The 13062-nt window shown below is 71.7% G+C and carries 14 protein-coding genes and 1 rRNA gene; 11 read left to right on the forward strand and 4 right to left on the reverse strand.

The genetic code is table 11. The features are described 5' to 3' along the window. Nucleotides 1-214: 214 nt before the first annotated feature. The gene (locus AB0M93_RS14330) at nt 215-1189 is read right to left on the reverse strand and encodes a YafY family protein (RefSeq protein ID WP_364272782.1); all 975 of its coding nucleotides are present in this window, start codon (nt 1187-1189) and stop codon (nt 215-217) included. Nucleotides 1190-1272: 83 nt separating this feature from the next. Between AB0M93_RS14330 and argC the strand changes: the two genes are divergently transcribed. From argC to argH, 8 genes are read left to right on the forward strand one after another with little or no spacing between them, the layout of a single operon-like run. Continuing rightward, on the forward strand, nt 1273-2301 hold the full coding sequence (gene argC, locus AB0M93_RS14335; protein WP_364272785.1) for an N-acetyl-gamma-glutamyl-phosphate reductase: 1029 nt from the start codon (nt 1273-1275) through the stop codon (nt 2299-2301). Further along, nucleotides 2298-3458, forward strand: coding sequence for a bifunctional glutamate N-acetyltransferase/amino-acid acetyltransferase ArgJ (argJ, locus tag AB0M93_RS14340; RefSeq protein ID WP_364272788.1), 1161 nt, complete (start codon nt 2298-2300; stop codon nt 3456-3458). The genes argC and argJ overlap by 4 nt, the downstream gene beginning before the upstream one ends. Next, nucleotides 3455-4372 carry an acetylglutamate kinase gene (gene argB / locus AB0M93_RS14345; RefSeq protein WP_364272791.1) on the forward strand — a complete coding sequence of 306 codons (918 nt, stop codon included), beginning with the start codon at nt 3455-3457 and terminating at the stop codon, nt 4370-4372. The genes argJ and argB overlap by 4 nt, the downstream gene beginning before the upstream one ends. Continuing rightward, on the forward strand, nt 4369-5571 hold the full coding sequence (locus tag AB0M93_RS14350; RefSeq protein ID WP_364272794.1) for an acetylornithine transaminase: 1203 nt from the start codon (nt 4369-4371) through the stop codon (nt 5569-5571). The genes argB and AB0M93_RS14350 overlap by 4 nt, the downstream gene beginning before the upstream one ends. After that, nucleotides 5571-6497: an ornithine carbamoyltransferase gene (gene argF, locus AB0M93_RS14355; protein WP_364272797.1), complete on the forward strand. Its 927-nt coding sequence runs from the start codon at nt 5571-5573 to the stop codon at nt 6495-6497. The genes AB0M93_RS14350 and argF overlap by 1 nt, the downstream gene beginning before the upstream one ends. Beyond that, nucleotides 6494-6994, forward strand: a complete 501-nt coding sequence (locus tag AB0M93_RS14360) for an arginine repressor (RefSeq protein WP_364272800.1) — start codon at nt 6494-6496, stop codon at nt 6992-6994. Before argF ends, AB0M93_RS14360 begins: the two co-directional genes overlap by 4 nt. Next, complete coding sequence (locus tag AB0M93_RS14365; RefSeq protein WP_364272803.1) at nt 6991-7278, forward strand: argininosuccinate synthase; 288 nt, start codon at nt 6991-6993, stop codon at nt 7276-7278. The genes AB0M93_RS14360 and AB0M93_RS14365 overlap by 4 nt, the downstream gene beginning before the upstream one ends. 34 nt (nt 7279-7312) lie before the next feature. Beyond that, complete coding sequence (argH, locus tag AB0M93_RS14370) at nt 7313-8728, forward strand: argininosuccinate lyase (protein WP_364272806.1); 1416 nt, start codon at nt 7313-7315, stop codon at nt 8726-8728. On the opposite strand, the gene AB0M93_RS14375 is transcribed toward argH, so the two are convergent. The 3 genes from AB0M93_RS14375 to AB0M93_RS14385 are packed head-to-tail and all read right to left on the reverse strand — an operon-like array spanning nt 8721 to nt 10590. Further along, nucleotides 8721-9371 (reverse strand): TetR family transcriptional regulator, encoded by a 651-nt coding sequence (locus tag AB0M93_RS14375; protein ID WP_364272809.1) that lies wholly within the window; start codon nt 9369-9371, stop codon nt 8721-8723. The genes argH and AB0M93_RS14375 overlap by 8 nt on opposite strands. Further along, nucleotides 9371-10039 (reverse strand): DUF4166 domain-containing protein, encoded by a 669-nt coding sequence (locus AB0M93_RS14380; protein ID WP_364272812.1) that lies wholly within the window; start codon nt 10037-10039, stop codon nt 9371-9373. The genes AB0M93_RS14375 and AB0M93_RS14380 overlap by 1 nt, the downstream gene beginning before the upstream one ends. Continuing rightward, a complete protein-coding gene (locus AB0M93_RS14385; RefSeq protein ID WP_364272815.1) occupies nt 10036-10590 on the reverse strand; it encodes a hypothetical protein in 555 nt (184 codons plus the stop codon). The genes AB0M93_RS14380 and AB0M93_RS14385 overlap by 4 nt, the downstream gene beginning before the upstream one ends. Nucleotides 10591-10701: 111 nt before the next feature. Between AB0M93_RS14385 and AB0M93_RS14390 the strand changes: the two genes are divergently transcribed. The 3 genes from AB0M93_RS14390 to AB0M93_RS14400 form a co-directional block, all read left to right on the forward strand. After that, nucleotides 10702-11340: a DNA-3-methyladenine glycosylase gene (locus AB0M93_RS14390; protein WP_364272818.1), complete on the forward strand. Its 639-nt coding sequence runs from the start codon at nt 10702-10704 to the stop codon at nt 11338-11340. A gap of 32 nt (nt 11341-11372) precedes the next feature. Then, complete coding sequence (gene tyrS / locus AB0M93_RS14395; protein WP_364272821.1) at nt 11373-12647, forward strand: tyrosine--tRNA ligase; 1275 nt, start codon at nt 11373-11375, stop codon at nt 12645-12647. A gap of 344 nt (nt 12648-12991) precedes the next feature. After that, nucleotides 12992-13062 (forward strand): 16S ribosomal RNA (locus AB0M93_RS14400); the annotation flags it as partial.

The raw sequence follows: 13062 nt of genomic DNA on the forward strand, positions 1-13062 counted from the left end.
GGCTGGTGAAGTGGTGCGCGGTCGGTGGGGGCCGGACACGGTTCTCCGGCCGGGTCGCGTCACGCGCTGGTTGCCGGCCGCGTGGCGTAGCCGGCCGGGCCGGGTGCTCGCCGGATTGGCCGGCCGGGTTTGCGGTGGCCGGCTGAACTCGGTCGTCCGGCCTGGCTCCCTCACGCCCCGAGCCTTGTCCGGGCCGCCGGGCGGCCAACCAGACTCAAGGCGCGGCAACCGGCCGGTCCCCGGCCGCTGCGTTGGCGCGGGCCGCCAGCAGCTTCAGGTGCGCCACCAGTTCCGGTGGTTCCTCCACCGTGAACGCACACCCGAGCCCGAGCAACCGGAACGCCAGCCAGTCCAGCGTGTCCGCGTGACTCCGCCACCGGCACCGGCCGTCGCCGAGGTCGGTCAGCTCGCCCGCCGCCTGGCCGAGGCGGGGTGCGACCTGCGCGGCCGGCTCCGCCAGGACCGCCACCGCCCGGTACGACGGCGCCAAGTCGTAGAAGCGATCCAGCACGTAGGCCGCCAGGTCCGTGGCGGGCGGCTCGCGCCGCGCCACCCGGCCGCCGGTGGCCTGGGCTTCGCGGACGCGGTCGGCGCGGAACACGCGCCAGTCCGCCCGGTCGAGGTCGTAGGCCACCAGGTACCAGCGGCGGCCGGCGGCGACCAGTCGAAGCGGCTCCGCCCGGCGGCGCGTCTCGGCCCCGTCGTGGGCGCGGTAGCGGAACCGGACCGTCTCGTGGTTGGTGATCGCCGCGGCGAACACCGTCAGCTGCGCCGGGTCGACCACCGGCCCGGTGGCCGGCACCGCGACCGTTGCCGTGCCGATCGTGCCCACCCGGCGGCGCAGCCGGGCGGGCAGGACCTGCTCCAGCTTGGCCAGCGCCCGCACCGACGCTTCCTCGATCCCGGAAACCGACTGCCCCGCGGCGGTCCGCAGCACCACTGCGATCGCAACGGCTTCCTCGTCGTCGAGCACCAGGGGCGGCATCGCGGTACCGGCGACCAGCCGGTACCCGCCCGCGACGCCGCGGCTGGCCTCGACCGGATAGCCGAGCTCACGCAGCCGGTCGATGTCACGGCGGATCGTGCGCGGGCTGACCCCGAGCCGCTCGGCGAGCTCGCTGCCCGGCCACTCCCGGGGCGTCTGGAGCAGCGAAAGCAGGCCGAGCAACCGGGCCGGGGTGTCCGTCATGGCCACAGCATCCCAAGGTGGCGGCCGCCACTTCCCGGGAAACCCGTTTGTTTAGACTTGCAAGGGCATGCATAATCATGCGTATGACGGTGAACATCGCGGTGGCCGGAGCCAGCGGGTACGCGGGCGGTGAGCTGCTGCGCCTGCTCCTGACCCATCCCGAGGTCGAGATCGGCGCGCTCACGGCCGCCAGCAGCGCGGGCACGAAGCTCGGCGTCCACCAGCCCCACCTCGTCCCGCTCGCCGATCGCGTGCTGGCCGAGACGACGCCGGAGACCCTCGCCGGCCACGACGTCGTCTTCCTCGCGCTGCCCCACGGGCACTCCGCGGCGATCGCGGCGCAGCTCGGGCCGGACGTCCTGGTGGTCGACCTCGGCGCCGACCACCGCCTGGCCGACGCGGGCGACTGGCAGCGCTGGTACGGCGGCGACCACGCCGGCCAATGGCCGTACGGCCTGCCCGAACTGCCCGGCGCCCGCGAAAAGCTCGCCGGCACCAAGCGCATCGCCGTGCCCGGCTGCTTCCCGACCGGTGGATCGCTGGCCCTGGCGCCCGCGTTCGCCGCCGGGCTGGTCGAACCCGACGTCACGGTCGTCGCCGTCACCGGGACCTCCGGCGCCGGCAAGAGCCTCAAGCCGCACCTGCTCGGCTCCGAGGTGATGGGCTCGGCCAGCGCGTACGGCGTCGGCGGCGCCCACCGCCACACCCCCGAGTTCGCGCAGAACCTCTCGGCCGTCGCCGGGGAGAAGGTCACCGTGTCCTTCACACCCGTGCTCGCGCCGATGCCCCGCGGCATCCTGACCACCGCGAGCGCCCCGCTGAAGGACGGCGTCGACGAGGCCGCCGCCCGGGCGGCCTTCGAAAAGGCCTACGACGCCGAGCCGTTCGTCCAGCTGCTGCCCGCGGGCGCCTGGCCGGCCACCGCGTCGACGCTCGGCTCGAACAACACCCAGCTGCAGGTCGCGGTCGACGCCGACGCCCGCAGGCTGGTCGTCGTCACCGCGATCGACAACCTCACCAAGGGCACCGCCGGCGGTGCCGTCCAGTCGATGAACCTGGCCCTCGGCCTCCCGGAAACCACCGGGCTTTCCACCGTAGGAGTGGCACCGTGACCGTCACCGGCCCCCAGGGCTTCCGCGCCGCCGGCGTCGCCGCCGGGATCAAGGCCTCCGGCGCGCTCGACCTCACCCTGGTCGTCAACGACGGCCCGCTCGACGTCGCTGCGGGGGTGTTCACCCGCAACGTCATCAAGGCCGCACCGGTGCTGTGGTCGCAGGAGGTGCTCAAGCAGCAGCGGCTGAAGGCCGTCGTCCTCAACTCCGGCGGCGCCAACGCGGCCACCGGGCCCGGTGGCTTCCAGGACACCCACGCCACCGCCGAAAAGGTCGCCGAAGTCCTGCAGGCCGGCGCGATCGAGGTCGCCGTCTGCTCCACCGGCCTGATCGGCGAGCGGCTGCCCATGGACGCGGTCCTGTCCGGAGTGGACGCCGCCTTCAAGGCCCTCGACGCGAGCCCCGAGGCGAGCCTGAACGCCGCCACGGGCGTGATGACCACCGACTCGAAACCGAAGCAGGCCTTCGCGAAGCACGACAGCGGCTGGAGCGCCGGCGGCTTCGCCAAAGGCGCGGGCATGCTCGCGCCGAACCTCGCCACCATGCTCTCGGTCCTCACCACCGACGCGGTGGTGGACAAGGAAACCCTCGACCGCGCCCTGCGCGCGGCGACCCGCGTCACCTTCGACCGGCTCGACGTCGACGGCGGCACGTCCACCAACGACACCGTCCTGGTCCTGGCCTCCGGCGCGAGCGGTGTCGAGCCGACCGAAGCCGAACTCACCGAGCTGCTCACCGCGGTGAGCCACGACCTGGTGCTCCAGCTGCGCGCGGACTCAGAGGGCGCGACCAAGGACGTCGACGTCACCGTGCAGGGTGCGGCCACCGAAGCCGACGCCATCGCGGTCGCCCGCACGATCGCCGAGGACAACCTGGTCAAGACGGCGCTGTTCGGTTCCGACCCGAACTGGGGCCGGATCGCCATGGCACTGGGCCGCGTCCCGGCCCGCATCGACCCGGAGACGGTGTCGATCGCCATCAACGGCGTGACCCTGTTCGCCCAGGGCATGCCCGCCTCGGACCGGTCCGAGGCGGACCTCATCGGCCGGGCCGTCGAGATCGTCGTCGACCTCGGCGTCGGCTCGAGCGCGGCCACCATCTACACCACGGATCTATCGCACGGTTACGTCGAAGAGAACAGCGCGTACTCCTCATGACCCGGGAGGCTCTGATTTCCGCGGACGAACGACTCGCGACGGCGGCCGAGAAGGCCGGAGTGCTCATCGAGGCGCTGCCCTGGCTGCAACGCTTCCACGGCGCCACCGTGGTGGTGAAGTACGGCGGCAACGCCATGATCGACGACGAGCTGAAGGCGGCCTTCGCCGAGGACATGGTGTTCCTCCGGCTGGCCGGCCTGCGCCCGGTGGTCGTGCACGGCGGTGGCCCGCAGATCACCGCGATGCTGAACCGCCTCGGCGTCGAGGGCGAGTTCAAGGGCGGTCTCCGGGTCACCACGCCGGAGACGATGGACATCGTCCGGATGGTGCTGGTCGGCCAGGTCAGCCGGGAACTCGTCGGGCTGATCAACGCACACGGGCCGTACGCGGTCGGCATCTCCGGCGAGGACGCCCGGCTGTTCACCGCCGAACGCAAACAGGCCACTGTGGACGGTGAGGCGGTCGACATCGGGCTGGTCGGCGAGGTCGCCGCGGTCAACCCGGACGCGGTGCTCGACATCGTCAACGCCGGGCGCATCCCGGTGGTGTCCACGGTCGCCCCGGACGTCGACGGCGTCGTGCACAACGTCAACGCCGACACGGCCGCCGGTGCGCTCGCGGCCGCCCTGGGGGCCGAGAAACTCGTGGTACTCACCGATGTCGAAGGGCTGTACGCGAACTGGCCCGACCGGTCGTCGCTGATCGACCGCATCCGCGTCGACCACCTCGAGCCGATGCTGCCCGGCCTGGCCAGCGGCATGATCCCGAAGATGGAGGCGTGCGTGCGCGCCATCCGCGGCGGCGTGCGCCGGGCGCACGTGATCGACGGCCGCCTCGCCCACTCGGTGCTGCTGGAGGTCTTCACCTCGCGCGGCATCGGCACCATGGTCTTCCCCGAAACGGAGCTCCCGTGACCGACCTCCAGTCCAATGTGGATGGCCAGCAGCACTGGCAGTCCGCCCTGATGGACAACTACGGCACGCCCCAGCTGACGCTCGTCCGCGGCGAGGGCGCGAAGGTGTGGGACGCCGACGGCCGGGAGTACGTCGACCTGGTCGGCGGCATCGCCGTCAACGCGCTCGGCCACGCGCACCCGGCGGTCGTCGAAGCCGTCACGGCGCAGATCAAGCAGCTCGGCCACACCTCGAACCTGTACGTCAACCCGGTCGCCGTCGAGCTCGCCGAGGCACTGCTGGACGTCGCCGGCCTCACCGGCCACGGCAAGGTGCTGTTCGTCAACTCCGGTGCCGAGGCTAACGAAGCCGCGCTGAAGATCAGCCGGCTGACCGGGCGCACCAAGGTGGTCGCGGCCGAAGGCGCGTTCCACGGCCGGACCATGGGCGCGCTGACGCTCACCGGCCAGCCCGGCAAGCGCGACCCGTTCAAGCCACTGGTGCCCGGCGTGGAGCACGTGCCGTTCGGGGACGTCGAGGCACTCAAGGCCGCCGTCGACACCGACACCGCGGCGGTCTTCCTGGAACCGGTGCTGGGCGAGGGCGGGGTCGTCCCGGCGCCGGACGGCTACCTGCAGGCCGCCCGCGAGATCACCAAGGCCACCGGCACGCTGCTGGTGCTCGACGAGGTGCAGACCGGTCTCGGCCGGCTCGGCACCTGGTTCGGCTACCAGCAGGCCGGCATCGTGCCGGACGTCATCACGCTGGCCAAGGGCCTCGGCGGCGGCCTGCCGCTGGGCGCGGTGATCGGCGTCGGCGCAGCGGCCGACCTGCTCAAGCCGGGCCAGCACGGCACCACCTTCGGCGGCAACCCGGTCTGCTGCGCGGCCGGCCTGGCCGTGCTGAAGACCATCGCCGCCGACGGCCTCCTCGACCACGTCGCCACGCTGGGCAAGGACATCGCGGCGGGCGTCGAGGCGCTCGGCCACCCGCTCGTCGCCGGGGTGCGCGGCGCCGGGCTGCTGCTCGGCATCGCCCTGAAGCAGCCCGTCTCGGCGGCGGTCGCCCAGGCCGCGCAGGCCGCCGGCTACCTCGTCAACCCGATCGCCCCGGACACCGTCCGGCTCGCCCCGCCGCTCGTGCTCGACGCCGAGCAGGCCGGCGGCTTCCTGGCGGCACTCCCGAACGCGCTCGACTCCACCACGAAGGACTCCGACTGATGCTGCGCCACTTCCTCCGCGACGACGACGTCAGTCCGGCCGAGCAGAAGGCCATCCTCGACCTCGCCGACCAGCTCAAGGCCGACCCGCTCGGCAACAAGATCCTCGCCGGGAAGTCCATCACGGCGATCTTCGAGAAGAACTCGACGCGGACGCGGTTCTCGTTCGAGGTCGGCATCAGCCAGCTCGGCGGCCACCCCGTGATCGTCGATGGCCGCTCGATGCAGCTCGGCCGTGAAGAGACCATCGAAGACACTTCGCGGGTTCTGTCGCGTTACGTCGACGGCATCGTGTGGCGCACCTTCGCGCAGAAGCGCCTCGACGCGATGGCTTCGGCCGCGTCGATCCCGGTGGTCAACGCGCTCACCGACGAGTTCCACCCGTGCCAGGTGCTCACCGACCTGATGACGATCCGCGAGCGCAAAGGCAAGCTCGCCGGCCTCACCCTCGTCTACCTCGGCGACGGCGCCAACAACATGGCGCATTCGCTGCTGCTCGGCGGGGTCACCGCCGGGATGCACGTCCGGGTCGTTTCGCCGGTCGGCTTCCAGCCGGACCAGGGCGTGATGCTGGACGCGAAGAAGCGCGCGACCGAGACCGGCGGCAGCGCCACCGCCTACACCGACCCGTACGCGGCGGTCGACGGCGCGGACGTGCTCGTCACCGACACCTGGACGTCGATGGGCCAGGAGAACGACGGGCTCGACAGGGTGGGCCCGTTCCGCGCCCTGCAGGTCAACACCGAGCTGCTGAAGAAGGCCGCCGACGACGCGATCGTGCTGCACTGCCTGCCCGCCCACCGCGGCTGGGAGATCACCGACGAGGTGCTCGACGGCCCGGCCAGCGCGGTCTGGGACGAGGCCGAGAACCGCCTGCACGCCCAGAAGGCGCTGCTGGTCTGGCTGTTCGAGGAGAGCAGGCGATGACCGGCAGCCGGGTGGGCAGGCAGGCCCGGATCACCGAGCTGGTGGCCGGCATGACCATCCGCAGCCAGACCGAGCTGGCCAAGCTGCTGGCCGCCGAAGGCATCGAGGTCACCCAGGCGACGCTGTCGCGCGACCTCGACGAGCTGGGCGCGGTCAAGCTGCGCGGGCCGGACTCGGGTGCGCCGGTCTACGTGATCCCGGAGGACGGCAGCCCGGTGCGCGGGGTGCAGGGCGGCACGTCACGGCTCTCCCGGCTGCTCGCGGAACTGATGGTCTCGGCGGACTCGTCGGGCAACCTGACCGTGCTGCGGACGCCGCCGGGCGCGGCGCAGTTCCTGGCCAGCGCGATCGACCGGGCGGCCCTGGAAGAGGTCGTCGGCTCGATCGCCGGCGACGACACGGTCGCCGTCATCGCGCGCGAGCCCCTGACGGGCAAGGACCTCGCCGAGCGGTTCGCCTCCCTGGCCCAGCGATCGGCGGACGAAGGATCACCATGACCGCGATCGGCGACATCTTCCCGGCCGAAGGGGAGTTCCTGGCGCCGGACGAGGTCGTCGTCACCTACGACGGCGGGGTGCCGGTGGCGATCGACGGCGAGACCGTCTCCGTCGCCGAAGCACGCCGGATGCTGAGTGCGCGCGGCGAAGCGCAGAGAATCGAGCGCGGCGCCGCGTGCGCCGCGCTCGAACGGCGGGCCGGCCGCGGATGCGCCAGGCTGACCGGCACCGTTTCGGGCGAAGTCCGCCTGGTCCTGTACGACGGCCGGATCACCGTCGCCTGACATCGAACGACCACACCGAGGAGAACCGAGAACAGTGAGCGGGAACGAGCAGCCGGTGCAGCTGTGGGGCGGCCGGTTCGCCAGCGGTCCGGCGGAGGCCATGGCCGCGCTGAGCGCGTCGACGCACTTCGACTGGCGCCTGGCGCCCTACGACATCGCCGGGTCGCGCGCGCACGCTCGCGTGCTGCGCAAGGCGGGCCTGCTCACCGACGACGAGCTGACCGGCATGCTGGCCGCGCTGGACACGCTCGCCCAGGACGTCGCCTCGGGGGAGTTCACCCCGACGATCGCCGACGAAGACGTGCACACGGCCCTCGAACGCGGCCTGATCGAGCGCGCCGGCGCCGAGCTCGGCGGCAAGCTGCGTGCCGGCCGCTCGCGCAACGACCAGGTGGCAACGCTGTTCCGGATGTGGCTGCGCGACGCCGCCCGCCGGGTCGTCGCGGGCACCCTGGAAGTCATCGACGCGCTCGTGTCGCAGGCCAAGCGGCACCCGGACGCCATCCTGCCCGGCCGCACGCACCTGCAGCACGCCCAGCCGGTGCTGCTCGCCCACCACCTGATGGCGCACGGCCAGGCGCTGCTGCGGGACGTCTCGCGCCTGCAGGACTGGGACGCCCGCACGGCCGAGTCGCCGTACGGCTCGGGCGCGCTCGCCGGCTCGTCGCTGGGCCTCGACCCCGAGGCCGTCGCCGAGGAGCTCGGCTTCGCCACCAGCGTCGAGAACTCCATCGACGGCACCGCTTCGCGCGACTTCGTCGCCGAGTTCGCCTTCGCCGTCGCGATGCTCGCGGTGAACCTGTCCCGGATCGCCGAAGAGGTGATCATCTGGAACACCGCCGAGTTCGGCTACGTGACGCTGGACGACGCCTGGGCGACCGGCAGCTCGATCATGCCGCAGAAGAAGAACCCGGACGTCGCGGAGCTGACGCGCGGCAAGGCGGGCCGGCTGATCGGCAACCTCACCGGCCTGCTGGCCACCCTCAAGGCGCAGCCGCTGGCCTACAACCGCGACCTGCAGGAGGACAAGGAGCCGGTGTTCGACTCGGTCGAGCAGCTCGAGCTCCTGTTCCCGGCGATCGCCGGCATGCTCGAAACGCTCACCTTCCACACCGACCGGCTCGCGGAGCTGGCCCCGGCCGGCTTCACCCTGGCCACCGACGTCGCCGAGTGGCTGGTGCGCCAGGGCGTCCCGTTCCGCGTCGCGCACGAAGCGGCGGGCGAGAGCGTCCGGGTCGCCGAGGCCCGCGGCGTCGGCCTGGACGAGCTGACCGACGAGGAGTTCGAAAAGATCAATCCGGCGCTGACGCCCGCGGTGCGCGAAGTACTCACCGTCGAAGGTTCGGTGAAGTCCCGTGACGCGCGGGGTGGCACGGCGCCCGTCCGCGTGGCCGAACAGCGCGCCCGGCTGGAGGAGCGCGTCACCGCGGCGCGCCAGTGGCTCAACTGAGGGACTTGCGGAGCTTGGCCCGGACGGCCCGCGTGGCCACCGGGCCGAGCCCGTCCAGGACGTCGACGAGCACGGCCAGCTGCTCCAGCGCGGCCACGGCCTGCTCGGCGCCTTCGGGGTCGACGGTGTCGAACAGCGTCAGCCCGAGGAAGCCGGTGGACACGGCGTGGGCCAGCCCGTCGGGGTCCGCGAGCTCGGCCAGCGGCGACCCCTGGAGCACGCGCTCGAGTGCCGTGCGAACCTCGGTGATCCATTTGTCGAGGCCCTCGCGGGTCGCCTCGGCGAGCCGTTCGCTGCCCTGTGCGCCGGCGAGCGTCTGGGCCAGCAGGGCCAGGTTGCCTTCCGCGCGTTCCGCGATGCGGATTTCCCGGCCGAGCGCCAGCAGCTCGCCGACCGTGGCCACGGCGGCGAAGCGGTCGCGGTAGAGGGCGACGCGGGCCTCCGTGGCGGAGATGCACGCCTGCGCGATGAGCTCCTCGACGCTGCCGAAGTGGTAGAAGACCAGCGCCTGGTTGGCGCCCGCGGCACTGGCGACCGAGCGAGCGGAGACGGCGGTGATGCCCTGCTGCCGGACGACTTCCAGCACGCCGTCCACGAGCCGCTGCTTCGTGTCCTGCGAACTGGAGTTCCGGCCGGTGCCCATCAGTCCATGACCTTCTCACGAAGCGGCTTCACCGCCCCGCTCACCCCACCGCCGACGTCGACGTACGTCGCGGCGAAGCTGCCCTCGTACCCGAACACCGGCCCGAAACGCGGGTTGACCACGGCGACCTCGATCCGGAACAGCCCGGCGACCGGGTCGAACCACTCGTCGACCGTGGCGGTCCCGGTGAGTACCCGCGGCAGACGCGTTCGCAGCGGTCCTTCCTGGAGCCGGAACTCGCCGGAGCGGATCCGGAACCCGCCGTCCGGCCGGGCCGTCACGGCCAGGTCCACCGCCAGGTGCTGGTGCGTCCCCAGGTAGTCGACGAGCCCGCGGCCGGGGCTGTACACCATCTGGGCGTCGAAGCGTCTTCGCCGTCTCGGGAATTCGAAGGTCCGCACGAACGACAGCGTTTCGCGGCCGTGCCCGTCCACGTACGGGTAGTTCTCGATGGTGAACGGCACGTTCCGGCCGCAGTCGGGGAACAGGATGTGCCGCGCCGATCCCAGCCACAGGAACGGCAGCGTGAAGTGCCGGCCACGCCAGATGCGGTCCATCACGCCGTGGCCGATCATCCCGCGGCCGCCGGAAAGCGCGAGCCGCTCCCGCACCTTCGGGTGCAGGTTCGCGAAGTCCGCGCCGAGCGCGCGCTCGAAGACGCCGGTCACGACGCCGCTCCGGCGGCTGCCTGGTCACGGGGCCGCGTCCGGCCGCAGCGGGCGGCCGAAGGCGCGGTCAGCGGCTGGTCCTCCGGCGCGACGCCGGTCTCCAGCCAGAGCCGCAGCCGGTCGAACGACCACGCTGTCATCCAGCCGAACACCGGCCGGAACACCCGGTCGGCCAGCCGCCCGAAGCGGCCCCAGCGGGTGCCGTAGTCGAAGCCGGTGACGAACCGGACGCCGCCGGGCACCGGCGTGTAGCGCCAGAAGCCCGCCCCCGCGCTGATCAGCGACAGCGGGTCGGCGGAGGCGAACCGCAGCACCGACGTGCGCGAGCCGTCCGGCCAGTCCCGCGACGCCACGCTCACCCCGATCCCGCCGACGGTGATCCCGAGGAACCGCGAGGCGTACCTGAAGTGGCCTTCGGGCTCGTCGAGCGGGCTGATCTCGGCGAAGCGCAGATCCCAGCGCCGGTGCAGGATCGGATCCTGGGTGTGCCGCCACAGCGTGTCGAGGTCCGTGCGGATCAGGGTCTCGACATAGAGCGCCTTCGGTCGCATCTCCGGCTCCCCTCAGAGTTTGAGCGACTGCTCAAACAGACTGTAGGGGAGTTTGAGCGATCGCTCAAGGGTTAGGGTGGACGCGCCAGGCAGCCGGAGAGAGGACCACGTTTGAGCGGCGACGCAGGCCGGTTGTTCACCCGCGACGAACTCGCGCTCGACCCGGTCGACCTGGCCCACCTGCTGCTCGGCTCGGTCCTGGAGGCCGACGGTCCCGACGGCACCGTCGGCGTCCGGCTGGTCGAGGTCGAGGCCTACCGCGGCGAGGACGATCCGGCGTCGCACTGCTACCGGGGCCGGACCCCGCGCAACGCCGTCATGTGGGGGCCGGCCGGGCACCTGTACGTCTACTTCGTCTACGGGATGCACTTCTGCGCGAACATCGTCGGCTCGACCGACGGCGTCGCCGGCGCGGTGCTCCTGCGGGCGGGCGAGGTCGTCACCGGCCTCGACGTCGTCCGCAAACGGCGGCCGAACGCGCGGGGGACCGGCGAGCTCGCGAAGGGCCCGGCCATCCTGACGTCGGTGCTGCGCATCGACCGGCAGGAGAACGGCGTCGACCTGACCGACCCGGCGTCCCCGGTCCGGCTGTACGCCGGCGAGCGCGTGCCGGCGGAGCGGATCCGCTCCGGCCCGCGCGTCGGCGTCGCGATGGCGATGGACACACCCTGGCGGTTCTGGGACGGCGCGTCCCCGGCCGTGTCGACCTACCGCCGCGGCGGGAAGCGGCGGGTCCGACCCGCCAGTTAGTCGGTTGACCTGGTGCGGGAGGATCTACAGGCGTGAGCGAACACATCCTCGACGAGCTGTCCTGGCGCGGCCTGATCGCGCAGTCCACCGACATCGACGCCCTCCGGCGCGAGCTCGACCAGGGTCCCGTGACGCTCTATTGCGGGTTCGACCCGACCGCGCCCAGCCTGCACGCCGGCAACCTGGTCCCGCTGCTCATGCTCAGGCGCTTCCAGCGCGCCGGGCACCGGCCGATCGTGCTGGCCGGCGGCGCGACCGGGATGATCGGCGACCCGCGTGACACGGGGGAGCGCACGCTGAACACGCTCGACGTCGTCGCCGAGTGGGCCGGCCGCATCCGTGGCCAGCTGGAGCGGTTCGTCGACTTCGACGACTCGCCGACCGGCGCGATCGTCGAGAACAACCTCAACTGGACCGGGCAGCAGACGTCCCTGGAGTTCCTGCGCGACGTCGGGAAGCACTTCTCGATCAACGTCATGCTCAACCGGGAGACGGTGAAGCGGCGGCTCGAGGGCGACGGGATGTCGTACACCGAGTTCAGCTACCTGCTCCTGCAGTCGCAGGACTACCAGCAGCTCTACCGGCAGTACGGGTGCAAGCTGCAGGTCGGCGGGTCCGACCAGTGGGGCAACCTCATCGGCGGGGTCGACCTGATCCGCCGGACCGAGGGCGCGGCCGTGCATGCGCTGACGGCGCCGCTGGTCACCGACGCCGAGGGGCGCAAGTTCGGCAAGTCCACCGGCGGCGGGAACCTCTGGCTCGATCCGGAGATGACCTCGCCGTACGCCTGGTACCAGTACTTCGTCAACGTGGGTGACGCCGACGTCGTCCGCTACCTGCGGATGTTCTCGTTCCTCGACCAGGAGGAGATCGCCGCGCTGGCGGAGGACACCGAGCAGCGCCCGCAGCTGCGGGCCGCGCAGAAGCGGCTGGCGGAGGAGTTCACCACGCTGGTGCACGGTGAGGAGCAGACCCGGCAGGTGATCAACGCCAGCCAGGCGCTGTTCGGCCGCGGAGAGCTCCGTGACCTGGACGAACGCACCCTCGACGCGGCGATGGCCGAGGTGCCGAACGGCAAGGTCGACCCGGGGGCCGGGCCGACGATCGTCGACCTGCTGCTCGCCGGGGGGCTGGTGGACAGCAAGGGCGCCGCGCGCCGCACCCTCAAGGAGGGCGGCGCGTACGTCAACAACGTGAAGATCGCCGACGAGGAGTGGACGCCGTCGCGCGAGGACGCCCTCCACGGCAAGTGGCTCGTCGTCCGCAAGGGCAAGCGGAACGTCGCCGGCGTCGCGCTCGGCGGCTGACCGGCTCCGGCGGCCCGGAACAGGGGCTTGACCTGCGGAAACGCGGTTAAGGTACCCCCCTGTTTCGGCCACCTGGAGGGGGTGTAAAGTTCTCCAAGTCGCCAGGGAAACCGGGTGGCCACCGGGACACGAACCAAGCTCTCGCAGATCGCGATTGAGTGGGTGTCCCACCAAAAACTGCTAGGAACGACTCGCTTCGAGCGAGCCGCTTGATCGCGGCGAATTCGGGGTGTGTTGCTTGAGAACTCAACAGTGTGCTAGTGAACTAAGCCAGTAGAGCTTATGTATTGAACCTCGTGTGAGGTTCCTTTGAGAGCATTAATTTGCCTCGATTAAACTGTTCATTGTTGGAGAGTTTGATCCTGGCTCAGGACGAACGCTGGCGGCGTGCTTAACACATGCAAGTCGAACGCTG

This window comes from Amycolatopsis sp. NPDC051102 (assembly GCF_040682815.1).
GTDB lineage: Bacteria > Actinomycetota > Actinomycetes > Mycobacteriales > Pseudonocardiaceae > Amycolatopsis.